This is a genomic window from Streptomyces albiaxialis (assembly GCF_039530985.1).
Taxonomy (GTDB): domain Bacteria; phylum Actinomycetota; class Actinomycetes; order Streptomycetales; family Streptomycetaceae; genus Streptomyces; species Streptomyces albiaxialis.
Genome location: NZ_BAAAPE010000007.1, coordinates 799487 through 825942, shown reverse-complemented (window position 1 = coordinate 825942; position 26456 = coordinate 799487). Strand labels below are relative to the sequence as shown.

Annotated in this window: 20 protein-coding genes and 1 riboswitch; of the genes, 9 read left to right on the top strand and 11 right to left on the bottom strand. The window is 73.7% G+C overall.

Annotated features, from left to right (window positions below; genetic code table 11):
- Positions 1-40 precede the first annotated feature (40 nt).
- Together ABD343_RS14770 and ABD343_RS14765 are read right to left on the bottom strand one after the other, a co-directional pair.
- Complete coding sequence (locus tag ABD343_RS14770; RefSeq protein ID WP_344528000.1) at positions 41-742, bottom strand: LuxR C-terminal-related transcriptional regulator; 702 nt, start codon at positions 740-742, stop codon at positions 41-43.
- On the bottom strand, positions 739-2097 hold the full coding sequence (locus ABD343_RS14765) for a PspC domain-containing protein (protein ID WP_344527998.1): 1359 nt from the start codon (positions 2095-2097) through the stop codon (positions 739-741). The genes ABD343_RS14770 and ABD343_RS14765 overlap by 4 nt, the downstream gene beginning before the upstream one ends.
- Positions 2098-2248: 151 nt before the next feature.
- On the opposite strand from ABD343_RS14765, the gene ABD343_RS14760 reads away from it, so the two are divergent.
- Positions 2249-3904: a PspC domain-containing protein gene (locus tag ABD343_RS14760; protein ID WP_344527996.1), complete on the top strand. Its 1656-nt coding sequence runs from the start codon at positions 2249-2251 to the stop codon at positions 3902-3904.
- Positions 3901-4290 (top strand): hypothetical protein, encoded by a 390-nt coding sequence (locus ABD343_RS14755; protein WP_344527994.1) that lies wholly within the window; start codon positions 3901-3903, stop codon positions 4288-4290. The genes ABD343_RS14760 and ABD343_RS14755 overlap by 4 nt, the downstream gene beginning before the upstream one ends.
- On the opposite strand, the gene ABD343_RS14750 is transcribed toward ABD343_RS14755, so the two are convergent.
- From ABD343_RS14750 to ABD343_RS14735, 4 genes are all read right to left on the bottom strand, one after another.
- Positions 4287-4850, bottom strand: coding sequence for a DoxX family membrane protein (locus tag ABD343_RS14750; protein WP_425578182.1), 564 nt, complete (start codon positions 4848-4850; stop codon positions 4287-4289). The two genes, ABD343_RS14755 and ABD343_RS14750, sit on opposite strands and share 4 nt — an antisense overlap.
- Positions 4851-4970: 120 nt before the next feature.
- Entirely contained in the window at positions 4971-6488 is a 1518-nt protein-coding gene (locus ABD343_RS14745) for a hypothetical protein (RefSeq protein WP_344527992.1), read from the bottom strand.
- Between the two features lie 69 nt (positions 6489-6557).
- Entirely contained in the window at positions 6558-7343 is a 786-nt protein-coding gene (locus ABD343_RS14740) for a class II aldolase/adducin family protein (protein WP_344527990.1), read from the bottom strand.
- A 47-nt stretch (positions 7344-7390) separates the two neighbouring features.
- Complete coding sequence (locus tag ABD343_RS14735) at positions 7391-8356, bottom strand: C40 family peptidase (protein WP_344527988.1); 966 nt, start codon at positions 8354-8356, stop codon at positions 7391-7393.
- Positions 8357-8472: 116 nt separating this feature from the next.
- On the opposite strand from ABD343_RS14735, the gene ABD343_RS14730 reads away from it, so the two are divergent.
- The gene (locus ABD343_RS14730; RefSeq protein ID WP_344527986.1) at positions 8473-8826 is read left to right on the top strand and encodes a hypothetical protein; all 354 of its coding nucleotides are present in this window, start codon (positions 8473-8475) and stop codon (positions 8824-8826) included.
- A 16-nt stretch (positions 8827-8842) separates the two neighbouring features.
- On the opposite strand, the gene ABD343_RS14725 is transcribed toward ABD343_RS14730, so the two are convergent.
- Entirely contained in the window at positions 8843-10072 is a 1230-nt protein-coding gene (locus ABD343_RS14725) for a C40 family peptidase (RefSeq protein WP_344527984.1), read from the bottom strand.
- 8 nt (positions 10073-10080) lie between these two features.
- Positions 10081-10238: riboswitch (cyclic di-AMP (ydaO/yuaA leader) on the bottom strand.
- 230 nt (positions 10239-10468) lie between these two features.
- Here ABD343_RS14725 and pcrA point away from each other — a divergent pair.
- On the top strand, positions 10469-12925 hold the full coding sequence (pcrA, locus tag ABD343_RS14720; protein WP_344527982.1) for a DNA helicase PcrA: 2457 nt from the start codon (positions 10469-10471) through the stop codon (positions 12923-12925).
- A 97-nt stretch (positions 12926-13022) separates the two neighbouring features.
- Here the strand turns inward: pcrA and ABD343_RS14715 are convergent, their stop codons facing one another.
- Together ABD343_RS14715 and ABD343_RS14710 are read right to left on the bottom strand one after the other, a co-directional pair.
- The gene (locus ABD343_RS14715) at positions 13023-14714 is read right to left on the bottom strand and encodes a M23 family metallopeptidase (RefSeq protein WP_344527980.1); all 1692 of its coding nucleotides are present in this window, start codon (positions 14712-14714) and stop codon (positions 13023-13025) included.
- A 186-nt stretch (positions 14715-14900) separates the two neighbouring features.
- Positions 14901-15749: a lipase family alpha/beta hydrolase gene (locus tag ABD343_RS14710; protein ID WP_344527978.1), complete on the bottom strand. Its 849-nt coding sequence runs from the start codon at positions 15747-15749 to the stop codon at positions 14901-14903.
- 238 nt (positions 15750-15987) lie between these two features.
- Between ABD343_RS14710 and icmB the strand changes: the two genes are divergently transcribed.
- Positions 15988-16398 (top strand): coenzyme B12-dependent isobutyryl CoA mutase small subunit, encoded by a 411-nt coding sequence (gene icmB, locus ABD343_RS14705; RefSeq protein ID WP_344527977.1) that lies wholly within the window; start codon positions 15988-15990, stop codon positions 16396-16398.
- Between the two features lie 283 nt (positions 16399-16681).
- Entirely contained in the window at positions 16682-17842 is a 1161-nt protein-coding gene (locus tag ABD343_RS14700; protein WP_344527976.1) for a methyltransferase, read from the top strand.
- On the opposite strand, the gene ABD343_RS14695 is transcribed toward ABD343_RS14700, so the two are convergent.
- The gene (locus ABD343_RS14695) at positions 17734-19803 is read right to left on the bottom strand and encodes a DUF5691 domain-containing protein (RefSeq protein WP_344527974.1); all 2070 of its coding nucleotides are present in this window, start codon (positions 19801-19803) and stop codon (positions 17734-17736) included. The two genes, ABD343_RS14700 and ABD343_RS14695, sit on opposite strands and share 109 nt — an antisense overlap.
- 50 nt (positions 19804-19853) lie before the next feature.
- Positions 19854-21272, bottom strand: coding sequence for an SWIM zinc finger family protein (locus ABD343_RS14690; protein ID WP_344527972.1), 1419 nt, complete (start codon positions 21270-21272; stop codon positions 19854-19856).
- Positions 21273-21492: 220 nt separating this feature from the next.
- Between ABD343_RS14690 and ABD343_RS14685 the strand changes: the two genes are divergently transcribed.
- Genes ABD343_RS14685 through ABD343_RS14675 form a run of 3 tightly spaced genes read left to right on the top strand, consistent with a single transcriptional unit; the run spans position 21493 to position 26440 of the window.
- Complete coding sequence (locus ABD343_RS14685; RefSeq protein ID WP_344527971.1) at positions 21493-22599, top strand: ATP-binding protein; 1107 nt, start codon at positions 21493-21495, stop codon at positions 22597-22599.
- Positions 22596-25205, top strand: coding sequence for a DUF5682 family protein (locus ABD343_RS14680; protein ID WP_344527970.1), 2610 nt, complete (start codon positions 22596-22598; stop codon positions 25203-25205). Before ABD343_RS14685 ends, ABD343_RS14680 begins: the two co-directional genes overlap by 4 nt.
- Positions 25202-26440 carry a VWA domain-containing protein gene (locus tag ABD343_RS14675; RefSeq protein ID WP_344527969.1) on the top strand — a complete coding sequence of 413 codons (1239 nt, stop codon included), beginning with the start codon at positions 25202-25204 and terminating at the stop codon, positions 26438-26440. Before ABD343_RS14680 ends, ABD343_RS14675 begins: the two co-directional genes overlap by 4 nt.
- Positions 26441-26456 lie beyond the last annotated feature (16 nt).

The following is a 26456-nucleotide window of genomic DNA, read 5'->3' as shown; positions in this document are numbered from 1 at the left end:
CTCGACGCCGTCCCCGCCCCCCCGCCGTGGAGGTCGCCCTTCAGACCAGGCGTCGGGCCGTCGCCCACCTCGTCAGTTCGTGGCGGTTGGAGAGCTGGAGCTTGCGGAGGACCGCGGAGACGTGGGACTCGACCGTCTTGACGGAGATGAAGAGCTGCTTGGCGACTTCCTTGTACGCGTAGCCGCGGGCGATGAGGCGGAGGACCTCCCGCTCGCGCTGGGTGAGGCGGTCGAGGTCCTCGTCGACCGGCGGGGCGTCCGTGGAGGCGAAGGCGTCCAGGACGAAGCCCGCGAGCCGCGGGGAGAAGACCGCGTCGCCGTCCGCGACGCGGAAGATCGCGCCGACCAGGTCGGTGCCGGTGATGGTCTTGGTGACGTAGCCCCGCGCGCCGCCGCGGATGACGCCGATGACGTCCTCGGCGGCGTCGGAGACCGACAGCGCGAGGAAGCGGACCGGGCGGTCCGCGTCGGCCATCATCGGGGCGCTGCGGCGCAGCACCTCCACGCCGCCGCCGCCCGGGAGGTGGACGTCGAGGAGCACGACCTCGGGGCGGGTGGCCTCGATGACCGTCATCGCCTGGTCCACGTCGCCGGCCTCGCCGACGACCTCGACGCCCGTCTCGTCCGTGCGCCCGATCTCGGCCTGCACGCCCGCGCGGAACATCCGGTGGTCGTCGACCAGGACCACCCGGACCTGGCGCTGCTCGTCCGTGCCGGCCTGCTCGTTCGTTGCCTCGGTCACGACTCCGCCGCCCTCTCCATCTCCAGCTCCACTTCCGTCCCCTCGCCCGGCGCGGTGCGCAGCCGGGCCGTGCCCCCGTTGCGCTGCATCCGGCCGATGATGGACTCCCGTACGCCCATCCTGTCCTCCGGCACGGAGTCCAGGTCGAAGCCCGGGCCCCGGTCGCGGACCGAGATGAAGACCGTACGTCCCTCCACCTCCGCGAACACCTGGACGGCGCCGCCCTCGCCACCGTACTTGGCCGCGTTGACCATCGCCTCACGCGCCGACTGGATCTGGGCGCTGAGCTTCTCGTCGAGCGGGCAGTCGCCGACGAGGACGACCTCGACGGGGACGCCGTGGTAGTCCTCGACCTCGGCCGCCGCGGCCCGTACGGCCTCGGCGAGGGTCTTGGGCTCGTCCTCCTCCTCGGCGGCGCCCTTGCCGTCCGGCTTGTAGAGCCAGGCGCGCAGCTCGCGTTCCTGGGCGCGGGCGAGGCGGGCGACCTCGCGCGGCTGGTCGGCGTTGCGCTGGATCAGGGTCAGCGTGTGCAGCACGGAGTCATGGACGTGCGCCGCGACTTCGGCACGCTCCTGGGCGCGGATGCGCATCGTCCGTTCCTCGGACAGGTCCTGCATCATCCGTACGAGATACGGGCCCGCCATCAGCGCGATGCCGACCAGCACGGCCAGCGCGGCCTGGAGCACCGAGCCCAGGTGGCTGACCGAGCCCTGGACCACGACGATGCCGGTGACGCCCGCCGCGACCAGCGCGACCCCGGCCGCGCTGCGCGCGATCGGGATCAGCCGGCGGCGGCGCGAGACCTCGGCCCAGTGCGCGCGGCGCGCGTTGTCGGCCTGCCGCCAGACGAGCGCGACGCCGACGCCGACGAGCAGCACGGGCCACAGATAGGTGTTCGCGGTGCCGAACTGCAGATTGTCCGCGATGATCACGCAGGTCGCGATCAGTGCGACGACGGCGAGGAGCTGCCCCTTGTCGGGCTTGCGGACGAACCGCCGCCGCTTGCCGTCGGGCCCCGTGTCCACCCCTGTGGAGAACGGGAACTTCCCGTGCGCCCCGTGCGCCCCGGGTATGCCGTGCGGCCCGTGCGCCGAGCCCACGCCGCCGGTGCCCAGCGGGACGACGAACCAGAACGCCGCGTAGAGCAGCACCCCCAGCCCGTTCGCCAGGCTCAGTGCGAGGAAGACGATCCGTACCCAGGAGACGGGCAGCCCCAGGTGCCCCGCGAGGCCCCGCGCGACCCCGCCGAGCATGCGCCCCTCCGCGCTCCGGTACAGCTTCCGGAGCGGCTGGTCCTCGGCGGGCTGCTCGGTGCCCGCGTGCGTATGCGGGGAGGGAGGGGCGGCGGCGGTCATGCCCCGATCGTCACATGCCCCGCTCGTACGGACATCAGGGTTGAGCCCTGAAGCGGTCCCTGACCCGACCCCGAGGGCGCCCGGCGATCTCAGGGATCGCTCCGGGTAGGGCCCCGATGCCCCCGCGTGCTCCGGGCGCCACCATAGGCGTATGACCGAGGAACGACAGGAGTCCGCCGGGACCGGAGGCGGAGGGACGGCCACGGACGCGGCTGCCGATGCGGCCGCGCACGCGGACACCGCGCCGTCGGCCGGGACCGCCGCCGCCCCGGCCAAGCCCCGGCTCAGCCGCAGCCGCCAGCACAAGGTGGCGGGCGGCGTGTGCGGCGGGCTCGGGCGGTACTTCGACCTGGACCCGGTCATCTTCCGGGTGCCGCTGGTCGTCCTCTCGGTCGTCGGCGGGCTCGGGCTGGTCTTCTACGGCTTCGCGTGGCTGTTCATCCCCGCCGAGGGCGACAAGGAGCACGAGGGACGGCGGCTGCTGTCCGGGCGCGTGGACGGCGGCTCGCTCTCCGCGATCCTCGTCGCCCTCGTCGGCTGCGGCCTCTTCCTCGCCTCGCTGGGCAGCCGCAGCGTGCCCTTCTCCGTGCTGCTGGTCGGCGCGGTGGCGGGCGCCGCGTACTGGTCGCGGCACCGGCGGCAGGCCGAGGCCGCGGGCGCCGAGGGAGCGGGCGTCGATCCGGCGACCGCGCACGCCGTCGCGGACGCGCCCCCCGAGACGCAGGCGCCCCCGGTCCCCGGCACCTCTCCCTGGTGGCGCGAGCCGCTCACCAAGGAGGCGGGCGCCCGGAAGGACGGCGGTTCCGGACCGGCGTACGTCTGGGGGCCCTCCGACGCGGTCGCGTTCGCGCAGCCGCAGGGCCGGGGCCCCGGCGCGGGCGTCGGCGGGCGGGCCTGGGCCCCGGGGACGGGCGCCGGGCAGTACGCCGGTTCCGGCCCGCCGGGCACGGGAGGGCCGCCGCGCGCGGGCGCGTACGGTGCGCGGCCGGGCGTCAGGGTCGGCGCCGCGCATCAGGGCGGCGCGTCGATCGGCGGCCTGGTCTTCCTGCTCGCGGCCATCGCCGCGGGCATCTCCACGGCGGCGTCCTGGAGCGCCAACCCGATGGGCACCAGCCTCGCGATCGGCCTGAGCTGCGCGCTCGGGGTCTTCGGGCTGGGCCTCGTGGTGAGCGCGTTCGTGGGGCGCGTGGGCGCGGGCACGATCGTCCTCGTGGTGCTCACGGCGGGGCTGCTGACGTGCGCCGCCGCGCTGCCCAAGGACATCAGCAGCGACTTCCGCGACGTGCGCTGGGTGCCGTCCTCCACGGAGCAGCTCAAGCCGCGGTACGCGCTCGGCTCGGGCAGCGGCGAGCTGGATCTGCGCGAGGTGAGGCTCGGGAAGGACGACAGGGCGCGGGTCGCCGCGCGCGTCGGCGCGGGCGAGCTGACGGTCGTCGTGCCGGCCGGGGCGCGGGTCGAGGTCGACGCGCGGGTCAGCATGGGCGGCGTCGAGGTGCCCACGGGCACGGACCGGGACGGCACCGTGATCACCGACTCCTCCGAGGGCATCGACCAGCACCGCGAGCAGGTCCTGATGCCGTTCGAGGACACCCGGAAGGACGAGAAGAGGGACGGGAAGAAGAGCGGGAAGAAGGACCGGGAGAAGGCGAAGGGCGAGGAGGCCGGGGGCGTCGTGGAGCTGGACCTCAGCGTCGGCCTGGGCGAGGTGAGGGTCGTCCGCGAACTGCCGTCCGGCGGGCGTTCGGACGGGGTGGCCGAGGTGGACCAGGGAACCACGACGGTGGACGAGGGAGGTGCGGCCCGGTGATCAGGCACCGTTTCGAGCCCGCGCGGCTGCTGCTGGGCCTCGTGCTGCTGTTCGCGGCCGCGGCGTATCTGATGGACGCCGCGGGGGAGTGGGAGGTCCCGTTCTGGGTGCTGCTCGCTCTGATGCCGCCCGCGCTGCTGCTGGCGGGGTTCACCGCGCTGATGACGTTCCTCGCCCGGCGCTTCCTGGACCGCAAGCGCGAGACCGCGCCGCCGCCGCTGGGCGACCTGCCGGTCGACGACCTGCGGCGCGGTTACGAGCGGCGCGCCCCCGAGCCGCGCGACGGCGTACCCGGGGGCGCCGCGAGGGACGGGAGCGCCGCGAGGAACGGCGGCGCTCCGAAGGACGGGGGCGCTCCGAAGGACGGCGGCGCCCCCGGCCGCTAGCCGAAGATCTGCTGCCCCCTGCGCCGCCTGCGCTGGGCCAGCGCCGCATCCAGGGAGAACATCGGCGTCCCCGCCATGATCAGCGGCAGCCACGCCATCATGTACGGCAGGTCGTTGCCGTAGTAGTACGGCTCGCTGGCCCAACTCATCGTCATCCAGAGGCTGAACGAGATGAGTGCGCCGCCCAGCGCCGCGATCCGGCCCCACAGGCCGAGCAGCGTGCCGAGGCCCACGGCGAGTTCGCCGACCGCGATGGCCGTGCCGAACCCCTGGGGGCTCTTCTGCGCGAGGTCGATCATCCAGGTCATCGCCGCCGTGTCGTGCACGGCCTCCAGCGTGCCCTGGAGCGAGTCCGGACCGGAGCCGGTGAGGAACTGGGAGTCGGTGAGCTTGTCGATGCCCGCGTAGACGAAGGTGATCCCGAGGAAGAGGCGGAGCGGGAGCAGCGCGTAGCGCGCGGCCATGGCGCGCAGTCCCACCGGTGCGCCCGCGACGGGGCCGTCGAAACTGCTGACGACCTTCGGGCCGCCCTCGCCGTCCCTATGTCCTGACAGAGGCATGCGTCCCGCCTTCCGCAAGTGCGTTCGGTGTGTGCGGAGGCGATTCTTCCTCGTACGCGGCCGGAACGCCTCCCCCGCAGCCATGTACGGGAACGCGCGTCGCCGAGTTCAGCCGGGCGCTCAGTCCACGACGTCGATGGGGTAGCGGTTCGTCTCCACGCCCGCGGCCGTGACGACCTGGACGTCCACCCGCCCCGGCTCGACCTCCACGGGCACCGGCACCGTCAGGGTCGCGTCCGCGGGGCTCGTGAAGCCGCCGGAGACGGGGATCAGCGGGACGTGCACATGGACGGTGCCGATGCGCACCACCATCCGCGCCAGCCGGTCGGGTGCGCCCGCGCCCGCGGGGACGAACCCGGCGCCGCGGATCTCGATGTCGTCGCCCGTACGGATCGGCGCGTGCAGGTCGCCGATCTCCCGCGCCCGTACGACGGAGAGGACGACGGGCCGCCCGCCCTCCGCGTACTTCCCGGCGAGGTACGTCGCGGACGAGACCACCACCAGCAGCGCCAGGCCCCAGGGCAGGTCGGGGAGCTGCTCGGGCTCGCGGGCCAGCCGGACGGCGGCGAAGACGACGGCGACCGCGCTGACCAGCACGTACTGCACGTCCGCGAATGTGCCGCGCCCGGCGTCGTCCGTGAGCAGGTCGGAGGCGCGCGGACGGTCGGCGCGCACCTTCTGCAGGCGCCGCCCCTGCACCCGTACGGTCACCGCGCGCCGCACCACCACGGCCACGGCGCACGTGAGCGCGAGGACGGTGAGCACGCCCGCGCCGTGCGCCAGGTCGAGCCCCTCCAGGAGCGCGCGGCGCTCCTCCGCGCCGCCCACGCCCGCCAGTTCGACGGCCAGGACGAGCACGTCGTACACCACCAGCAGCACCCAGGAGGCGGCCACGGCGCGCGAGGTGGACAGCCGGTTGTCCTCGCCGATGACGGGCGCGAGCACGCCGCCGCGCGCCCGGTGCAGCCAGGCCGTGAGGGAGAGCACCGCGGCCGAGGCCAGCGCCGCGCAGAGGGTCGCGGTGCGCGCGAGGGTCCAGCCGTCGGCGGCGAGCGCGGTGAGCAACTGGCCGAGCAGCAGCGCGCCCACGGCGGCCCAGACGGCGACGAGGGTGTGCCGCCACAGCCGGGCCAGCCACGCCCCGCCCTCCTCGCGGCCCCGGTCGGCCACGGCACGCGCGGCCTCGGTCAGCTCGTCCGAGACCCACTGGCGGGAGGCGCCGGGGGAGTGCGCGAGCCCGGCGGGCACGCCCTCACCCGCGGCCAGCTCGTCGCGCCGCCGCAGGAAGTCGGCCAGGGCGCGGCGATGGTTCGCGCGCGCGTTGCCGGGACAGTCCGCACAGGTGCAGGGGGTGTGGTGCCCGGAGCCGGAGTCGGGACCGGAGCCGGATCCAGAGCCGGAGCCGGAGTGCGACGAGCCGCCGTACGCCCCGCCGCGCGCCCGGCGCGAATGCCCGCCGGCCGCGCGCGCGAGGAGCTTCTTCCCGCTGTGCGCCACGCCGCCGCGCGCCGTCGCGCCCTGGGCGCTGTTCGTGCCCGCCGTGCTCGTCGTGCCGGTGGTGCCCGTCGTGCCCGTCGTGCCGTCCGCGCCGTCCGGCTCGTCTCCAGCGCTCGTCGAGCCGTCCCGTGCCGTGTCCACGGCCACTGCGCAACCCCGCCTCTCAACTTCCGTGCAATGGAAGGGGATTGTGCCCTACACGGGTCGGGGTCAGCTCAGCAGGTCCGGTTCGTCGCGGGTGACAGTTGTGTAGAGAGGTTGATAGTTGATCCACGCGACGAGGTCGGCACCGAGCTGCTCGCGGGTGGAGACGGCGCTCGCGTGGTCGATGAGCACCGGCTTTCCCGCCGCCCTGGCGGTCAACTGGATCTCGCACGACCGCTCCATCTGGAGGAACCACCACGCGGCCGCGTCCACCGAGTCCCCGACCGTCAGCAGGCCGTGATTGCGCAGGACGACGGCCTTGTGCGGGCCGAGCGCCGCGGCGATACGGCGTCCCTCGTCCTCGTTCACCGTCACGCCCGTATAGGCGTCGAGCACCGTGTGGGCCTCGTAGAACGCGCACGCCTCCTGGGTGATCGGTTCGAGCGGCTCGCCGAGCGCGGCGAGGGCCCGCCCGTACGTCGAGTGGCAGTGCGCCACGGCGACGACGTCCGGGCGGGCCCGGTGCACTTGCGAGTGAACGGCGAAGGCCGCCTGGTTGACGTGGTGGCGCCCTTCGAGGACCTGGCCGTCCCCGTTGACGAGCAGGAGATCGCTCACGGTGACATGACCGAACGGGACCCCGAACGGATTGACCCAGCAGCAGTCCGTGAACTCCGGGTCCCGCGCGGTGACATGTCCCGCGACGCCCTCCTCGTACCCCTTCCGGGCGAAGACGCGGAGCGCCGCCGCGAGGCGTTCCTTGCGGTGCCGCCGCTCGTCCGCGGGGGAGGCGTGGCGGGGCGGCGTCGCGAAGTGGAGCCGCTCGGGGGGTATGGGCGCGGGCTCGGGCATGGAGGCCTCCGTTCCGTAGGAGCGGAAGCTACATCCCGGTACGGCAACTAGCCAGGGCGAGTGGCACCCGCGAACGGCATCTGGTCGATGGGCGAGACGCGCACGGACCTGCCGGGACGCGGGGCGTGGATCATCCGGCCGTCGCCGACGTAGATCCCGACGTGGCTGCGGGAGCTGTAGAAGAAGACCAGGTCGCCGGGGCGGAGCTGGGAGCGGGAGACGCGCTTGCCCGCGTTGATCTGGGTGTAGGTGGTGCGGGGCAGCGAGATGCCCGCGGCGCGCCACGCGGCCTGCGTCAGGCCCGAACAGTCGTACCCGGACGGGCCCGTGGCGCCCCACACGTACGGCTTGCCGAGCGCCTGCCGCGCGAACGCGACGGCGCGGGTGGCACGCCGGGATGCGGAGGACTTGGCCGGTGCGGCGGACTTCGCGGGCCTCGCGGACTTCGCCGGCTTGGAGGACTTCGCCGGCTTGGCGGCCTTCGCGGGCTTGGAGGGCTTGGCGTGCTTCGGGGCCTTCGCGGGCTTGGCGGCCTTCGTGGGCCGCGCCTGCTCCGGCGACTTCGCGGGCTTCGCCGGTTGCGCCTGCTTCGGGGACTGCGCGGGCTCGGCCGGCTTGGTGGGCTCAGCGGGTTTTGCGGGCTTTGCGGGCTCTACGGGCTTGTGCGCGGGCTCGGCGGACTGGGCGGGCGCCGTGTCCCGTGTCTGTCGCGCTCCGTCCGCGTTACTGCCGTTGGGGATGTGGGACGAAGATGATGACGCGGACGAGGGCGATGACGAGGGCGATGACGAGGACGACGCGGTGGCGGCGGCCTCGGCGTTGAGGCGGTCGACCGTGCTCTTGATCTGCTCGCCGGGGGACGGGGTGCGGGGCTGTGCGTGAGCGGAGCCCTGGAGCGAGCCGAGGCTCGCGGCTCCGGCGAGCGCGAGGGTGAGCGCCGCGCGCGCCGTCGGAGTGCTGACCAGGGTGAGGGGGCTCGGTTTGGACCTGCGGGACTTGCGGTGCGAAGCCATGGAGCAGGACGCTAAGCGGCGATATCGCGATTTCGTAACGGGTTGACAGGGACTGGTCGCTTTCGTCCGTACCCTGCCGACGAGGGCCCGCCCGACGCCCGGATACGCTCACGAGCATGGACGTACTGATCAATGTGTTCGTCGGCCTTCACATCATCGGCATCGCCGCGCTGCTCGGCGGCTTCTTCACGCAGATGAAGGCCATGGGTGAGGGTACGGCCGCATTCGGCAAGGGCATGCTGCACGGTGCGCTCACCATGCTGGTCACCGGCGTCGCCCTGGTCGGGCTCAACCAGGCGGACGACCAGTCGGTGAACAACGTCAAGATCGGGATCAAGCTCGCGCTGCTCGTCGTGATCCTCGGCCTCGTCTATGTGAAGAGGGACGAGGAGAAGGTCTCCCCGCCCCTCTTCGGAGCCGTCGGCCTCCTGACGGTGGCCAACATCTTCATCGCGGTCCTCTGGACGTAGACCCGGGTGTGACCCCCTACGCCGGGCGGACCGCCGAGTGGAACGGCATGTAGTCGATCGACTCGTAGCGGATGTTCGCGCCCGGCTTCGGGGCGTGGATCATCTGGCCGTCGCCGACGTAGATGCCCACGTGGCTCACGTCGTCGTAGAAGAAGATCAGGTCGCCCGGCTGCATCGCGGACTTGGCGACCTTCGTCCCCACCTTCACCTGGTCGAACGTGGTGCGCGGCAGCGAGACGCCGCCCGCCTTCCAGGCGTCCTGGGTGAAGCCGGAGCAGTCGTACGAGTTCGGCCCGGTGGCGCCCCAGACGTACGGCTTGCCTAGCTGCTGCTTGGCGAAGGCGAGGACCTTCTGGGCCTTCTGCGCGTACGAGCTGCCGGAACCGGAACCGGAACCGGAGCCCGAGCCCGATCCGGACCCTGATCCGGAGCCCGAACCCGAGCCCGTGTCGGAGCCGCCGCCCTCCTGGCCGCCGCCATTGCCGCCGCCCTCACGCTCGCGTTCACGCTCCTTGCGCGCCTGCTCGCGCCGCTCGCGCTCCGCGCGCTCCTTCGCCTTCTGCCGCGCCTCCTGGCGCTTCTGGCGCTCGATCTCCGCCAGCCGCGCCTTCTCCTCGGCGGTCAGCTTCGACAGCAGCCCGCGCGCCTCGGACAGCTTCGACTGGATCTCGCGCTTGCTCGACTTCAGCTTCTTCTGCGACGCGGTGAGCGTCTTGAGCTGCTTGGTCGCCTCGGAGCGCTTCTTGCCCGCGGACTTCGCGCGCTCCTGGTACTCGGCGACGGCCTCCTTCTGGCGGCCGGTCATCCGGTCCATGATGTGCGACTGCTTGAAGAAGCCCTGCGGGTCCTTCGTGAGCAGCAGCGTGGCCGTCTGGGAGACGCCGCCGGTGCGGTACTGCGCGGCGGCGTACGTACCGAGGACGCGACGTGCGTCGTTGAGCTTCTCCGTGCGCTTCGCGACCTGGCCGAGCATGCCGTCGACCTTCTTGCGCTGCTTGTCGGTCCTCTCCTTGGCCGCGTTGTACTTCTGCGTGGCGGTGCCCGCCTGGCGGTACAGGGTGTCGACCCGCTCCTTGACCTCGGAGAGGGACTGCTTGCCGTCGCCCTTGGGATCGCCGGGCGCGGCGCTCGCGCCCTGCGAGAGGAGGGTGACGGAGGCTATCGCGGCCGTCGTGACGCCTATGGCGCCCCGGGTGGTCGCGGTGGACTGCAGAACTCGGGTGCGCGGCTTGCGGTGCGACGCCAAGGCCGGCGACTCCTTCCGTGGACCGCCTACCGGGTTAGCTGTCGGGTTCGGGCGTCGGAAGGCTGCCCTACGGCGGGCCGGGCGGGCCGCGCCGATTCACCCCAGTCGTACGGGCCCCGCGTGCGCGGCCGTACGGGTGGGTCCCCGGCTCCGGCACACGGTGAGGCGCGGGCCGGACTCGGCGGAGGCGGCCCGTGCCGACGCTTTCGCCGACAGGTGATCCGGGCTGCCTGACAGGGCACCGTAGCGGGGTTGTGGTGCCCCTGTGAAGGCTGGTGTTCGACTAGTCCGATATCTCCTCGTTATCTTTCACGGGGCCGAAACCTCGCGGTCAACTCCGTCATCTTCCACAGGGGCGGGAACGCTGTCGGTGGGGCGGCCTAGACTCGTACGACGATGAGCAGCCTCTTCGACGACAGCTTCCTGGCGGACCTCGACGGCACCGGCCCCGAGGCGGACGCGCCTCCCCCGCCGCCCGAGGACGGCGCGCCCAGCGCGCCCGAGGAGGAGATCCCGGACGATCTCTTCGCGGGCACCTTCGCGGGCGGCGCCGGACGCGACGGGCACTATCGCGACGGCGCCCCGCGCCCCGCCGTGGACCCGGCCGCGCTGCTGGAGGGGATGAACGAGCAGCAGCGCGAGGCCGTCGTGCACTCCGGCTCCCCGCTGCTGATCGTCGCGGGCGCGGGCTCCGGCAAGACGCGCGTCCTCACGCACCGCATCGCGCACCTGCTCGGCGCGCGCGGCGTGCACCCGGGCCAGATCCTCGCCATCACGTTCACGAACAAGGCGGCGGGCGAGATGAAGGAGCGCGTCGAGGACCTGGTGGGTCCCCGCGCGCAGTCGATGTGGGTCTCCACGTTCCACAGCGCGTGCGTGCGCATCCTGCGCCGCGAGAGCAAGAAGCTGGGCTTCACCTCGTCCTTCTCGATCTACGACGCGGCGGACTCCAAGCGCCTCATGGCCCTCGTCTGCCGCGACCTGGACCTCGACCCGAAGCGCTTCCCGCCCAAGGCGTTCAGCGCGAAGGTGTCGAACCTGAAGAACGAGCTGATCGACGAGGAGGACTTCGCCGGGCAGGCTGCCGACGGTTTTGAGAAGACCCTCGCCGAGGCGTACACGATGTACCAGGCGCGGCTGCGCGAGGCCAATGCGCTGGACTTCGACGACATCATCATGACGACGGTCCACCTGCTCCAGGCGTTCCCCGATGTCGCCGAGCACTACCGCCGCCGCTTCCGCCACGTCCTCGTCGACGAGTACCAGGACACGAACCACGCGCAGTACACGCTGGTGCGCGAGCTGGTCGGCCCGGCGGAGGGACAGGCCGAGCTGTGCGTCGTCGGCGACGCGGACCAGTCGATCTACGCGTTCCGGGGCGCCACCATCCGCAACATCCTCCAGTTCGAGGAGGACTATCCGGACGCGACGACGATCCTGCTGGAGCAGAACTACCGCTCGACGCAGACCATCCTCTCCGCGGCCAACGCGGTCATCGAGCGCAACGAGAACCGGCGCCCCAAGAACCTGTGGACGAACGCAGGTTCCGGCTCCCGCATCACGGGTTACGTGGCGGACACCGAGCACGACGAGGCCCAGTTCGTCGCCGACGAGATCGACCGCCTCACCGACGACGAAGCGGCCAAGCCCGGCGACATCGCGGTCTTCTACCGGACGAACGCCCAGTCGCGTGTCTTCGAAGAGGTCTTCATCCGCGTCGGCCTGCCGTACAAGGTCGTCGGCGGCGTCCGGTTCTACGAGCGCAGGGAGGTCCGCGACGTCCTGGCGTACCTGCGCGTCCTGGCCAACCCGGAGGACGCGGTCCCCCTCCGCCGGATCCTCAATGTGCCCAAGCGCGGCATCGGCGAGCGCGCCGAGGCCATGATCGAGGCGCTGGCCCTGCGCGAGAAGATCACCTTCCCGCAGGCCCTCGTCCGCGTGGACGAGGCGTACGGGATGGCGGCCCGCTCGGCGAACGCGGTCAAGCGGTTCAACGTCCTGATGGAGGAGCTGCGCACCGTCGTCGAGTCCGGCGCGGGCCCGGCCACCGTGCTGGAGGCCGTGCTCGAACAGACCGGGTATCTCGCCGAGTTGCAGGCCTCGACGGACCCCCAGGACGAGACCCGTATCGAGAACCTCCAGGAACTCGCCGCCGTAGCCCTGGAGTTCGAGAAGGAGCACGAGGGCGAGGAGGTCACTCTCGCCGACTTCCTGGAGCAGGTGGCCCTCGTCGCCGACTCCGACCAGATCCCCGACGAGGGCGAGGACGAGGACGCCGGCGTCGTCACGCTGATGACGCTGCACACGGCGAAGGGCCTGGAGTTCCCCGTCGTCTTCCTCACGGGCATGGAGGACGGCGTCTTCCCGCACATGCGCGCGCTGGGGAACGTTAAGGAGCTGGAGGAGGAGCGCCGCCTGGCGTACGTCGGCATCACGCGCGCCCGTGAGCGGCTCTATCTGACGCGCTCCACGCTCCGCAGCGCCTGGGGCCAGCCCTCGTACAACCCGCCGTCCCGCTTCCTGGAGGAGATCCCGGACAGCTTCCTGGACTGGAAGCGCAAGGGCGGGGCCGCGGGCGGCGGCGCCGCGCTCAGCGCGGTCACCTCGTCGCTGTCGTCCTCGGCGAACGCGTCGGCGCGGCGCGGCGGCCCCTCCGGCTTCGCCACACGCCGTACGGGCGACCGTCCGGTCGTCCAGCTCGCGGTCGGGGACCGGGTCACGCACGACAGCTTCGGGCTCGGCACGGTCGTCGCCGTGAAGGGCAGCGGGGACAGCGCCGAGGCGACGATCGACTTCGGCGGCGAGAAGCCGAAGCGGTTGCTGCTGCGGTACGCGCCCGTGGAGAAGCTCTGATCCTTGGGCGGGGCCCCGCCGTGGGGCACGCCGTGCGTTGCCGACTGCCGGTGCGTCGTGGCTTGTCGCGCAGTTCCCCGCGCCCCTGCGGGGCGCTCTAGCTGATCTCCAGGCCCTTGTCCTGGAGCCACGGGATGGGGTCGACGGCCGAGCCGCCGCCGGGGCGCACCTCGAAGTGGAGGTGGGGTCCGGTGGAGTTCCCGGAGTTCCCGGAGTAGGCGATGGTGTCCCCGGCCTTGACCTCGCCCGAGCGGATCTTGTTGCTGCTCAGATGGCAGTACCAGGTCTCGGTGCCGTCCTTGGCGGTCACCACGGCCATGTTGCCGTAGGACATGTCGTACTTGGTGCTGACCGTGCCGTCGGTCGCGGCCATCACGGGGGTGCCGTAACTGACGGGGAAGTCGATGCCCGTGTGGACCGACATCCAGTTCATTCCTGCCTGTCCGTAACGGGCGCTGAGCTGGTGGTCCTTCACCGGGATCATGTACTTGGGGCGCATCGCCTCCTTGCGCGCGGCCTCCTTGGCCTTGCGCTCCTTCTCCGCCCTCTGGCGCTCCTTGAGGTCGATGCGCTCCTGCGTACGGCTGGCGCGGTCCGCGAAGTCGTCCGCGTCGGCGGAGAGTCCGGCGAGCTGGGTGTCGAGCTTGGTGTTCGCCTGGGAGGGCTTGACCTCGGTCGGCTCGGTGTCGCCCGCGGCCTGGGCGGGCGGCTCCTCGCCGCCGCTCTTGCCGTCGCCCCCGCTCCCGCCGCCGAGGACGCTGGCGGCGGCCGCTCCGGCCACGCCGAGGACGGCGACGGACGGCACGGCGACGGTGAGCAGCGCGCGGCGCCGGGGCTTCGGGGACCGCCGACGGCCCCGGGGCTGCGGGACGGCGGCGAGGGTCGCGGTGTCGGGGCCACCGCCGGGCTCGTAACCGTCGTCGTAGTGGTCGTCGTAGCGGTCGTCGGGGCCGGAGTCGTGGCTGTGACTGTGACCGTGGCCTTGGTCGGCTTCGTAGCCGTCGTACGGGTCGTAAGCGGGGCCGGGCTCGTAGCCGCCGGCGTGCTCGTGGCCCTCGGGTCCGTACTGTTCGGGCCCGTACTGCTCGGGCTCGTACTGCTCGGGCTCGTAGCGGTCCTGCTGCTCGTACGGCGACGGCGTCTCGTAGCCCTCGTAGGCGGCGCCGTGGCCCATGGGCTGCTGCTCGGGCAGCGCCTCGGCGGGGGCCTGCGCGGCGGCCTGGGGTCCGGCGGTATCGGGGAAGCCCCAGGTGCTGGCGGTGTCGTACTCGTGGGCCGCGCTGAAGTTCCACTGGCCGGAGGCGTCCTGGCCGTACGCGACGTAGGCGCCGTATCCCGCGGCGTAGGTGTCGTGGGTCCCGTAGGACTGCTGCTCGTAGCCCGTGTACGCGGCGTCGTAACCGCCCTGGCCGCCCTCGTAGCCGTACGCGGCGGCCGCGGCGGCCGTGGCGTCCATGCCTGCCTGGCCCGGCTGTCCCGCCTGGCCCGTCTGGTCGGCGCCCCAGGGGGAGGCCTCCCAGGTGCCGGTGCCCCAGGACGTCGTCTCCTGCACACCGAACGTCCACTGGCCCGTGCCGTCGTCCACGACGGGATAGCCGTAACCGGACGTCTGCCCGTCGGCGGCCTGCTGGTCGTAACTTCCGGGCATGGCACCGAAGAGCGGATCGCCGTTGCCATAAGCGGGAGCGCCGTAATTCGACTGTCCGTAGTCGGTGGAATACGCCGTGTACGAGAAGTCGGAACCGGGGTCGTCGGGACTCGGGACTCCCGACGGATGACGGTCGTTCACCACCAACTTCTCTTTCGCCTAGGCGACAGGGGCGGAGCAGTGCGGCGACTGTACCCGGCGGTATGCGACGGCGACAATCTTCCCGGGGTTTTGGGGGCTCAAGAAGAGGGCAATCGGCCGTCTTTCGGCGGACTACGGACCGGTAGTCGGCTCGGAGTTCGAAATTAGTTCGAGGGGAATTACGGCTCAGGCGACATCCGCCGGAGCGCCCGGGGACGCCGGGCGCACGCCGCTCCGCGCCCCCAACTCCGCGCGGATCCGGGCGGAAACGGCGCAGTCGACAGGCAGCGTCATATGTCCGACACCGCGCACGGCGATATTGCGTACGTGCAGGTCGGAATGGTCGAGACGGGCGGTTTCCCGCGGGATCATGAGCGCGTCCGCGTCGCTCCAGAAACTCACGAACCGCGTCCGGCATCCGCCGGGAACCGGCTCCGCCAACTCGGCGAGCAGAGGCGAGCCGGGGCACATCTGACGCGCGACCGGGTGAGCCGGGAGCACGGGCGCGGCCCGCGTGCCGGAGTGCGGGGTCCCGAGGGTGATCACGGTGCGGGTGCGCGCGTCGCCGCCCAGGCGTTGAACGTAATAGCGGGCGATCAGTCCGCCCAGGCTGTGCCCGACCAGATCGACCCGCTCGTGCCCGGTGCGCGCGCACGCGTCCTCGACGTGCCCCGCCAGCCGGCGGGCCGCGGCGCGCACGTCGCCGGTGAGCGGGGAGTGGTTGAGCGCGGCGACGTGCCGCCAGCCGTACCGCAGCAGGGAGCGGCGCAGCAGGACGTACGCGGAGCGGTTGTCGCAGAAGCCGTGCAGGAGCAGCACCGGCGGGCGGTCGGTGGGGTGCGGCGCCGCCCCGGGGCGGCCGTCGGGGGCGTGCTCGGCGGCCGCGCCCGTGGTGCGCTCGGCGAGCACGCCCGTGGGATAGAGCAGCAGATGCCCGGCGAGGACCAGCGCGTCGACGGCGGTCGCGCGGAGAGGGAGGGGGGAGGCCAGGGAGAAGGGGAGGGACAGGGCGGACGGAAAGGTCGGTACGTGCATGCGGCCACCTCCCGAGGTGCGCGAGAGGAAGGCGCGGCGCGCTCACGGACCGTGCGGCTCTCCCCTGTCACGCCGATTCCGGATGAAGAGTGCGGATACGGCGCGAGACGTACGTGTTGTCCTGGGTGTGATTTCCCCCTCCCTTCCGAGCGCGAAACGGCCGGGTGCGGGATCCTGGGGATAACGTGCGTTCACTCCGCCGTTGTGGCCGTCTGAGTTGTGTGAGTTGGAGGCAGGGATGGGTGTGTCGGGTCCGATCCGCGTCGTGGTCGCCAAGCCGGGGCTCGACGGTCATGATCGCGGGGCCAAGGTCATCGCCCGTGCGCTGCGTGACGCGGGCATGGAGGTCATCTACACCGGCCTGCACCAGACGCCGGAGCAGATCGTGGACACCGCGATCCAGGAGGACGCCGACGCGATCGGCCTCTCGATCCTCTCCGGCGCGCACAACACCCTGTTCGCGCGGGTTCTGGAGCTGCTGCGCGAGCGGGACGCCGCGGACATCAAGGTCTTCGGCGGCGGCATCATCCCCGAGGGGGACATCGCGCCGCTGAAGGACCAGGGCGTCGCGGAGATCTTCACCCCGGGCGCGACGACGAACGAGGTCGTCGAGTGGATCCGCGCTCACGTGGGCCCGGTCGCCGCGTAGGCGGACGGCTGCCGCGCGGGGGCGCGGGGCAACGCCCTTGTTCCGAGGGCCTCTTGTCTCGTGCGCCTGTTGTGCCGTCGGCTCGTTGCACCGTCGGTCCATCGGCCCGTCGGCCCGTCGGCCCGTCGGCCCGTCGGCCCGTCGGCCCGTCGGCCCGTCGGCCCGTCGGTCCGTCGGTCCGTCGTGTCGCCGCGTCACCGTCGGATCCGTTGCGCCGTCCCGCTCGGCCAACTTAGGCTCACCTAAGTAACCCAGGGGCCGGGACGCGTACGGAGGATTCGACGTGCGATCACGGACGAAGGACGGCACCCTGCCCCGCGCCGGTCGCGGCGGGGCCGCGACGGCGGAGGGCGCCGCGAGGGCCGAGCTGACGCGGCTCGCCAACGGGCAGCTCGCCACCCAGGTCCTGGCCACCGGCGCCCGGCTGGGCGTCATGGACCTGATCGGTGACGACACCCGCACCGCGGAGCAGGTGGCCCGCGCGCTCGGCACCGACCCCGGAGCGACGCTCCGGCTGCTGCGCGCCCTGGCCGCGCTGGGGGCGCTCACCGAGACCGCCCCCGCCGCCTTCGCGCTCACGGAGATGGGCGCCCAACTCCGAACGGACCTGCCGGAATCGCTGCACTCGGTGTTCCGGCTCGTCACCAACCCCGGCCTGGTGCGCCACTGGGAGCGCCTGGACGAGGGGATCAGGACCGGCGGAGCGACGTTCGCCGCGACGTACGGCACCGACATCTTCACGTATCTGCGCGACCGGCCCGACCTGTCCGCCGAGTACAACGCGGCCATGGGCGGAGGATCCCGGGCGGTCGCCGCCGATGTCGCCGCGCACTACGACTTCGGGCGGTTCGCGACCGTCGTCGACATGGGCGGCGGGGACGGCACGCTGCTGAGCGGCGTGCTGCGCGCGCACCCCGGGGTCCGCGGCGTGCTGTGCGACACGGCCGACGGCCTCGCGCAGGCCCGGGACCGGATGGCCGACGCCGGGCTCGCGGGGCGCTGCGCGCTGGAGCCCGGCGACTTCTTCGCGGCGGCGCCGTCGGGCGGCGACCTCTACGTCCTCAAGAGCGTCCTCCACGACTGGGACGACGAGCAGTGCGGCGTGATCCTCCGCAACATCCGCCGCGCCGTGCCCGACGACGGGCGGCTGCTCGTCGTCGAGACGGTGCTGCCGTCCACCGTGCCGCCGGACGCCGACGAGGTGCCGTACCTCGTCGACGTCAACATGCTGCTGACGTACGGCGGCAGGGAGCGGACCCGCGCCGAGTACGAGGCGCTGTGCCGCGGCGCGGGCTTCGGGATCACCTCGGTCACCCCGCTCCCCGCCCCCGACCCCTACGCGCTGATCGAGGCGGCGCCGGTCGGCCCCGCGCCCTCCGGCCCCGCGCCCTCCGGCCCCGAGCCCTCCGGTCCCGCGACCGCTGACCCCGCGTCCGACGCCTGACCCGCCAGCTCGCGGAGCATCGCCTCGCGCAAGCGGAGTGTGGCGACGAGCCGTTGGAACGCCTCCGCCCAGTACGCGCCCGCGCCGGGCGAGCCGTCCTCCGACTCGTCCGGCACCGCGGCCAGCGGCGCCAGGCGCTCGGCGTCCGCCGGGTCCAGGCACCGCTCGGCCAGGCCCATCACCCCGCTGAAACTCCACGGATAGCTGCCCGCGTCGCGGGCGATCTCCAGTGCGTCGACGACGGCGCGGCCCAGCGGCAGCGACCACGGCACCGCGCACACCCCGAGGATCCGGAACGCCTCCGACAGCCCGTGCGCGGCGATGAACCGCGCCGCCCACGCGCCGCGCTCCTCGCCGGGCAGCACCGACAGCAGCTTCGCCGGGTCGCCCGGACCCTCGCCGAACGGCGCCGTCGGCGGTCCCACCAGCGCGCGGGCCCACTCCTCGGCCCGCTGGCGGACGGCGGCGCGGCACCACGCGGCGTGCAGGTCCTCGCGCCAGCCGTCGGCGACCGGCAGCGCCACGATCTCCTCCGGCGTACGCCCCCCGAGCCGCTCCCGCCACACGTCCAGCGGCGTCGCCTCCACCAACTGGCCCAGCCACCAGGACCGTTCGCCCCGGCCCGCCGGAGGCTTCGGTATCACGCCGTCGCGCTGCATCGCCGCGTCGCACTCGTGCGGCGCCTCCACGGTGACGCGGGGGGTGCCGCCGCCCAGTGGGTCGAGGCTGACGCAGGTGCGCGCCCGCTCGGCCATCCGGCGGGCCAGCGCCGAGTCCGGGAGCCCTGCGAGGAGTTCGGCCGCCGTGGCGCGCACGGTGCGGCTGCGGTCGGCCAGCGCCTGGTCGAGGAACGGCTCGTCGTCCGGCCCGAGGCCTTGCCGCAGTGAGTCCAGGAACATCAGCCGGTCCTCGGCCCGTTCCGTCTTCCAGGTGGACTCCAGCAGCGCCAGTCCGGCGGCCGGATCGCGCTGCCGCAGCGCGCCCAGCAGCGCGACGCGCTCCGCGAACAGGCCCTCCTCCCAGAGCCGCCGCGCCTCCTCGGAGCCGACCTCGGGCGCCTCGCGGCGCACGCCGTCGCGCAGCGCGAACTTCCAGTCCGGGTTCAGCCGCGCCAGCCACAGGGCGCGCGGGCCCGCGAACGTGAGCGTCTCGGCGCGCAGATCGGTCCTGGCCCGTGCCGCGTCGAGCAGGGCGGGGAGCACCGCGGACGGCGCCCGATACCCGCGCTCGTTCGCCGCCGCCAGCCACTGGGGCAGCAGCTCGCCCAGGTCCGGCCCCGGGCCGCGCCGCCCGCCCGAGGAGCCGCCGGACGGCGAACGGTTGGCCAGCAGGGTCGTCAGCCGCCACTCGGCGTCCTCCGGCAACGCCGGGCGCCCGTCATCCGGCGCGGGCTCCAGCCGGGGGCCGGGCACGGCGGCCAGGGCCCCGGCCCGTCGCCGTACGGTCTGCACCGCGGCGGTGTCCAGCAGCGCTTTCACGTCACCGCCGGGAGGCGTCCGCCGCTCGGCCCCGAGCAGGGCAGCACTGACCAGCTCGTCCCACCCGTACGCACCCTCCGGGGCCTGAGGGGCGCTCCGGCCCGCCGGGCCGGGCACGGCGTCCGCGCGCGGGGCGCCCACGGACTCCCGCCCGCGCGCCCCCGGCACCGCATCCGTCGGCACCGCGTCCGGCGTGCTCGCCGCGGCTGCCGTGCTCGCGTCCCGCGCGTACGCCGCCGCCTCCGACGCCCTCGGGGCGCCCGCGGTGTCCGGCCGTCCGCGTTTCGTGCCCGTCGCGCCCCGCGTGGCCGCCACGTACGCCGCCTCCGGCGTCCCCTGGGCGCCTGTCGTGCCGGGCGCTTCACGCGTGCCCGCTGTGTCCGGCGTGCCCGATGCGTTCTGCGTGTTCGGCCGGCTCGTGTTCTCCGTCGTCTCGGGCGCCTCTGGCGCCTCTGGCGCGACGGTCGTGCCGAGTGTGCTCATCGGTTCCTCCCTCACGTCCGGGTCCGCTCCTCCTGGTGGCGCGCTCGCCGTCACAGGGGGACCGCCCTGCCGTCGCTCCAGGTGGTGTGCGGGGCGAAGCCGCGGTGGCCGTGTTCGCCGAAGACCGTGACAGGGCCTCCGCCGGAGATCGCGGCGAGCTTCCAGAGCGCCGTGTCGCTCGTGCCGGGCGCGAGGGGCAGGGCCACGTCCTCGTCGGCCGCCGCCAGCGTCCAGCCGGCGGTCCGGCTCACCGGGGAGCCGTCAGCGCCCGCCGGAGGCACCGGCACGACGTCGCGCAGGACGGCGGGCCAGCCGTCCAGCCAGGGATCGGCGGCGAGCCCCGACGCGTATGCCGCGAGGGCGTCCGGCACCGCGCCTCCCTCGGGGACGAAGCCGGGCGCGGGCGGCCCGTGCCGCTCGCCCAGCGCCGCGCGCAGCGGACGCGCCCCCGGATAGAACGCGAGGTCGGCGTCGAGCGAGGTGCCCACCGGCAGGGCCAGTTCGGGCGCGCGCCCGGCGGCGCCGAAGGAGAGCAGCAGCGCGTGCCGCCCCGACGCCCGCCCGTACAGCCATATGCGGCGGGCCGTGAGCCGGCCCTCCTCGCTGTCCCGCTGCGCGAGGACCAGCCACTCGTCCCGCACGCGGGCCTTCTCGTCGGCCAGCAGCTCCGCCGCGTCGACGGTGAGGCCCACCCTGCCGCGTACGGTCGCGGCCAGCGGCTCCGGCAGCGTGTCGAGCCGCAGGAAGCCCTGGTCGAGCAGGTGCAGCAGCGCGCACTCGGCGAGCAGCCGCCCCGGCCAGCCCTCGCCCGAGGCCGGGATCGCGCCCAGCTCCCGGATGCGCGAGGCGAGGCCGGGCGCCTGCGCGTCCACCATGCGGGCCGCCATCTCGTCCCACGTCGCGTACCCCGCCTGGCCCGCGCCCGCGAGGCCGCCGCGCAGCAGGTCGGCGAGGCGCTGCTCCAGCTCCTCGGCGCCCGCGGCGATCCGCGCGTGCCGTCGCTCGGCGCGCTGTCTGGCCGCGGCCCGCTGCTGCTCGGACGGGGCCCCGTCGCCACCGCCCGCTTCCTCCGCGCCCGCGCCTCCCGAGGCACGGGACGTGGCGCGCGTCGCGCGCTCGCGGCGCCCGCTGAGCCAGCCGTCGGCCCACTCCGGCGCCTTGTCCTCCTCGGCCACGGCCGCGTCCCCGCCGGCCCACAGCAGCAAGAGTCCCACCGCGTGCTTGCACGGGAACTTCCTGCTGGGGCACGAGCACTTGTAACCCGGGCCCTGGCCGCCGTCGAGATCGACGACCGTCTGATACGGCTTCTTTCCGCTGCCCTTGCACAGCCCCCACACCGCTCCGATGCCCGTCCCCGCCTCCGACCAGGGACCGGGCGCTGACAGCTTGCTCCCCGCGCGGCGTGACGCATCGTCAGGCGCCAGCGCCATTACCTGCTCCGCTGTCCAGCGGACTGCGTGTCCACCCATGCCGAGAACGGTAGGAGGCGCCACTGACAACGGCCCTCCGCAAGCCGTTTCGCAGGCCGCCGCAAGCGCCTCGCGCCGCCGCCGGTACGGGCGTTGGCGCAGGTCAGGGCGATTGTCAGTGGCGGGGTGCATGGTTGTTTCCACGGATCGGCCGATGCCGGGCCATGAGGGGGTTCCGTCGGCCGGTCCGCCTCCATTCGCCATGCTCAGAGGGGGAGTTGTGACCGAGAGCCCTGTCGCTGACCAGGCCGCCGCGCTGCGGCCGCACGCCGAGGACGCCTTCGCGGAGGAGCTGAAGGCGCTTGCGGCGGCCGACGACCGTCCGCGCCCCGAGCGCTGGAAGCTGTCGCCGTGGGCCGTGGCGACGTATCTGCTCGGCGGAGAGCTGCCCGACGGCACGGTGATCTCGCCCAAGTACGTGGGCCCGCGCCGCATCGTGGAGGTCGCGGTGACGACGCTCGCGACCGACCGGGCCCTGCTGCTGCTCGGCGTGCCGGGCACCGCGAAGACCTGGGTCTCCGAGCACCTGGCCGCCGCCGTCAGCGGTGATTCGACGCTGCTCGTGCAGGGCACGGCGGGCACCGCCGAGGAAGCCATTCGCTACGGATGGAATTACGCGCAGTTGCTCGCCCACGGCCCCAGCCGCGACGCGCTGGTGCCGAGCCCCGTGATGCGCGCGATGCGGGACGGGATGACGGCGCGCGTCGAGGAGCTGACCCGTATCCCCGCCGACGTCCAGGACACCCTGATCACCGTCCTCTCCGAGAAGACGCTGCCGATCCCGGAGCTGGGCGAAGAGGTCCAGGCGGTAAGGGGGTTCAACCTGATCGCGACGGCGAACGACCGCGACAGGGGCGTGAACGAGTTGTCGAGCGCCCTGCGCCGCCGCTTCAACACCGTCGTGCTCCCGCTGCCCGAGACCGCCGAGGCCGAGGTCGAGATCGTCTCCCGGCGCGTCGACCAGCTCGGCAGCTCGCTCGATCTGCCGGCCGTTCCCGAGGGGTTCGACGAGATCCGGCGCGTGGTCACCGTCTTCCGCGAGCTGCGCGACGGCGTCACGACCGACGGCCGCACCAAGGTCAAGTCGCCCTCCGGGACGCTCTCGACGGCCGAGGCGATCTCCGTCGTCACCGGCGGCCTCGCCCTGGCCGCGCACTTCGGGGACGGCGTGCTGCGCGCGAGCGACGTCGCGGCGGGCATCCTCGGCGCTGTCGTCCGCGATCCGGCCGCCGACAAGGTGGTCTGGCAGGAGTATCTGGAGGCGGTCGTGCGCGAGCGCGACGGCTGGAAGGACTTCTACCGCGCGTGCCGCGAGGTGACCGTATGACAGCAGGGACGGCGGACGCGGCGGAGAGGGCCGGGCGCGGCCCGCTGCTGCTGGGCGTGCGGCACCACGGCCCCGGCTCGGCCCGCGCGGTGCGGGCCGCGCTGGCCGCGCACGAGCCGAAGGTCCTCCTCATCGAGGGGCCGCCCGAGGCGGACGCGGTGGTCGAGCTGGCGGCCGACGAGGGGATGGTGCCCCCGGTCGCCCTGCTGGCCCACGCGGTCAACGAGCCGGGGAAGGCGGCCTTCTGGCCCCTCGCCGAGTTCTCCCCGGAGTGGGTCGCGATCCGCTGGGCCCTGGAGCGCGGGGTGCCGGTCCGCTTCATGGACCTGCCCGCCGCGCACGCCCTGGCGCTGACGGACGCGGACCTGGAGCCGGAGGCGGACACGGGCGTGGACGGGGAGCCGGGCGAGGGCGCGGAGCCGGACGGGAGCGCGGACGCGGAGAGGGACCAGACGGACCGGGGCGCGGAGGACGACGTCCGTATCGACCCCATCGCGGTGCTGGCCGAGACCGCGGGGTACGACGACCCGGAGCGCTGGTGGGAGGACGTCGTCGAGCACCGGGGCACGGGCCGCGCGGACCCGCTCGCCCCGTTCGCGGCGCTCGGCGAGGCGATGGGCGCGCTGCGCGAGGCGCACGGGGACGGCGGACACCGGCGCGACCTCATCCGCGAGGCCCATATGCGGCTCCGGCTCCGGGAGGCCCGCAAGGAGTTCGGCGACCCGGCGCCGGCGGTCGTCTGCGGCGCCTGGCACGTCCCGGCGCTCAGCGCGCGCACGACGGCGACGGCCGACCGGCAGCTCCTCAAGGGGCTGCCCAAGGTCAAGGCCGAGATCACCTGGGTGCCCTGGACGCACCGCCGCCTCGCGCGCCGGTCGGGGTACGGGGCGGGGATCGTCTCCCCCGGCTGGTACAGCCATCTGTTCTCCGCGCCCGACCGTCCCGTCGAGCGGTGGATGACCAAGGTGGCGGGCCTGCTGCGGGAGCAGGACCGCAGCGTCTCCTCGGCCCATGTCATCGAGGCCGTGCGGCTCGCCGACACCCTGGCGGCGATGCGCGGCCGCCCCCTCGCCGGGCTCACCGAGACCACCGACGCGATCCGCGCGGTGATGTGCGAGGGCTCCGACGTGCCGCTCGGCCTGATCCAGGACCGGCTGATCGTCGGCGATGTCCTCGGCGAGGTCCCGGACGACGCACCGGCCGTGCCGCTCCAGCGCGATCTGGCCCGCCAGCAGCGCTCCGTGCGGCTCAAGCCGGAGGCCGCCGAGCGCGAGCTGGACCTCGACCTGCGCAAGGACACCGACGCCGCGCGCAGCAGGCTGCTGCACCGGCTGCGGCTGCTCGGCGTGGACTGGGGCGAGCCGTCCCGCTCGCGGACGGAGAGCACGGGGACATTCCGCGAGAGCTGGCGGCTGCGCTGGGAGCCGGAGCTGTCCGTGCGGGTCGCGGAGGCGGGCGTCTGGGGGACGACGGTGCACGAGGCCGCCGTCGCCAAGGCCCGCTCCGAGGTGCTGGAGTCGGATCCGCCGCTGGCCGAGGTCACCTCGCTCGCCGAGCGGTGCCTGCTGGCCGATCTGCCCGAGGCGCTGCCGGACGTCATGCGCGTCCTCGCCGACCGCGCGGCCCTGGAGTCCGACGTCGGCAGGCTCGCCCAGGCGCTCCCTGCCCTCGTCCGGACCGTGCGGTACGGCGATGTGCGCGGCACCGACGCACGGGCGCTCGGCAAGGTCGCCGAGGGCCTCGCCGAGCGGGTCTGCGTGGGCCTCCCGCCCGCCTGCGCCGGGCTCGACGACGAGGGCGCGCGCGACATGCGCGGCCACCTCGACGCCGCGCACCAGGCGGTGGGCCTCCTCGCCCGCGACCGTGCGGGCGGGAGCGCGGGCCAGAGCGCCGGGGACGGAGCTGCGGAAGCGGGCGCGGATACGGGCACCGACCCAGCCACCGCCACCGGAACTGATGCCAGCACCGGGACCGACGCCGCCACGGGCACCGGAGCCGACGCCGACACCGTCACCAGCCCCGGCCCCGGAACCAGCCCCGACACCGTCACTAGCCCCGGCCCCGGAACCAGCCCCGCCACCGCCGCCAGCGCGGACAGTGCCGCAGGCGGGCTCATGGAGCGGTGGCGGGCGATGCTGCGCGGGCTCGCGCGGCGCGACCTGATGCCGGGCCTGCTGCGCGGCCGGTGCGCGCGGCTGCTGCTGGACGACGGCGAGTTGAGCGACGACGAGGCGGCGCGCCTGATGGGCCTCGTCCTCTCGCCGGGCACGCCGCCCGCCGACGCGGCGGCGTGGATCGAGGGCTTCCTCGCGGGCGGCGGGATGCTCCTCGTCCACGACGAGCGACTGCTGGCGCTGGTGGACGGCTGGCTGTCGGGCGTGCCGGGGGACGCGTTCACGGATGTCCTGCCGCTGCTGCGGCGCACGTTCGCGGAGTTCGAGCCGGGGGTGCGCCGTTCGCTGGGCGAGCAGGTGCGCCGCCCGTCCGCCGCGCGGGCCGTGCCCGGCGAGGGCCCGGCGGGCTTCGGCCCGGGGCTCGACGAGGAGCGGGCGGACGTGGTGCTGGAGACGGTGAGGCTGTTGCTGGGGGAGGGAGCGGGCGTATGACCGACACGGGGACGTACGACGACGTGAGGGCCGGGGCTGAGACCGGGGCGGAGACCGGGACACAGGCCGGGGCCGGGGCCGGGACCGCCACCGACGAGGAGCGGCTGCGGCGCTGGCGGCTGGTCCTCGGCGGAGCCGACGGCAGTGACGGGACCGGGGTCGCGCTCGGCGGCGCGGACGCCGGGATGGACAAGACGCTGGACGCGGTCTACGGGACGGGGGGAAGCCCCTCCCAGGGCGGCAGGCGCTCCGCCGGGCTCGGCGGCTCGGCGCCGCAGGCCGCGCGCTGGCTCGGCGACATCCGGACGTATTTCCCCAGCTCCGTCGTGCAGGTCATGCAGCGGGACGCGATCGACCGGCTCGGTCTCTCCGCGCTGCTGCTGGAGCCCGAGATGCTGGAGGCCGTCGAGCCGGACGTGCACCTGGTCGGCACGCTCCTGTCGCTGAACAAGGCGATGCCCGAGACCAGCAAGGAGACCGCGCGCGCCGTCGTCCGCAAGGTCGTCGAGCAATTGGAGAAAAAGCTCTCCAGCAGGACGCGCTCGGCGCTGACCGGCGCGCTGGACCGTTCGGCGAAGGTGAACCGTCCCCGGCACCGCGACATCGACTGGGACCGGACCATCCGGGCGAATCTCAAGAACTATCTCCCGGAGTACCGCACGGTGATCCCCGAGCGCCTGATCGGGTACGGCCGGGCGTCGCAGGCCGTCAAGAAGGACGTGATCCTCGCGATCGACCAGTCGGGTTCGATGGCGGCCTCGGTGGTCTACGCCTCGGTGTTCGGCGCCGTCCTCGCCTCCATGCGCTCGCTCGACACCCGCCTGGTCGTCTTCGACACGAACGTCGTGGATCTCACCGACGATCTCGACGACCCGGTCGACGTGCTCTTCGGCACCCAGCTCGGCGGCGGCACGGACATCAACCGCGCCCTGGCGTACTGCCAGTCCCGGATCAGCCGCCCCGCCGAGACGATCGTCGTGCTGATCAGCGATCTCTACGAAGGGGGGATACGGGACGAGATGCTCAAGCGGGTCGCGGCGATGAAGGCGGCGGGCGTGCAGTTCGTGACCCTGCTGGCGCTCTCCGACGAGGGCACCCCGGCGTACGACAGGGAGCACGCGGCGGCGCTCGCGGCGCTCGGCGCCCCGGCCTTCGCCTGTACGCCGGACATGTTCCCCGAGGTGATGGCGGCGGCCATCGAGAAGCGGGCTCTGCCGGTGCCGCCGGACCAGTGATTCCGCCGCCGTCCCG

What these genes read in the sequence shown, in the direction of transcription:
- ABD343_RS14710 (WP_344527978.1), bottom strand. Translation starts at nt 15,749, where the DNA reads ATGCACGTACCGACCTTTCCGTCCGCCCTGTCCCTCCCCTTCTCCCTG.
- ABD343_RS14735 (WP_344527988.1), bottom strand. Translation starts at nt 8,356, where the DNA reads ATGGCTTCGCACCGCAAGTCCCGCAGGTCCAAACCGAGCCCCCTCACC.
- ABD343_RS14690 (WP_344527972.1), bottom strand. Translation starts at nt 21,272, where the DNA reads ATGGGTGGACACGCAGTCCGCTGGACAGCGGAGCAGGTAATGGCGCTG.
- icmB (WP_344527977.1), top strand. Translation starts at nt 15,988, where the DNA reads ATGGGTGTGTCGGGTCCGATCCGCGTCGTGGTCGCCAAGCCGGGGCTC.
- ABD343_RS14675 (WP_344527969.1), top strand. Translation starts at nt 25,202, where the DNA reads ATGACCGACACGGGGACGTACGACGACGTGAGGGCCGGGGCTGAGACC.
- ABD343_RS14765 (WP_344527998.1), bottom strand. Translation starts at nt 2,097, where the DNA reads ATGACCGCCGCCGCCCCTCCCTCCCCGCATACGCACGCGGGCACCGAG.
- ABD343_RS14740 (WP_344527990.1), bottom strand. Translation starts at nt 7,343, where the DNA reads ATGCCCGAGCCCGCGCCCATACCCCCCGAGCGGCTCCACTTCGCGACG.
- ABD343_RS14695 (WP_344527974.1), bottom strand. Translation starts at nt 19,803, where the DNA reads ATGAGCACACTCGGCACGACCGTCGCGCCAGAGGCGCCAGAGGCGCCC.
- ABD343_RS14680 (WP_344527970.1), top strand. Translation starts at nt 22,596, where the DNA reads ATGACAGCAGGGACGGCGGACGCGGCGGAGAGGGCCGGGCGCGGCCCG.
- ABD343_RS14760 (WP_344527996.1), top strand. Translation starts at nt 2,249, where the DNA reads ATGACCGAGGAACGACAGGAGTCCGCCGGGACCGGAGGCGGAGGGACG.
- ABD343_RS14730 (WP_344527986.1), top strand. Translation starts at nt 8,473, where the DNA reads ATGGACGTACTGATCAATGTGTTCGTCGGCCTTCACATCATCGGCATC.
- pcrA (WP_344527982.1), top strand. Translation starts at nt 10,469, where the DNA reads ATGAGCAGCCTCTTCGACGACAGCTTCCTGGCGGACCTCGACGGCACC.
- ABD343_RS14750 (WP_425578182.1), bottom strand. Translation starts at nt 4,850, where the DNA reads ATGCCTCTGTCAGGACATAGGGACGGCGAGGGCGGCCCGAAGGTCGTC.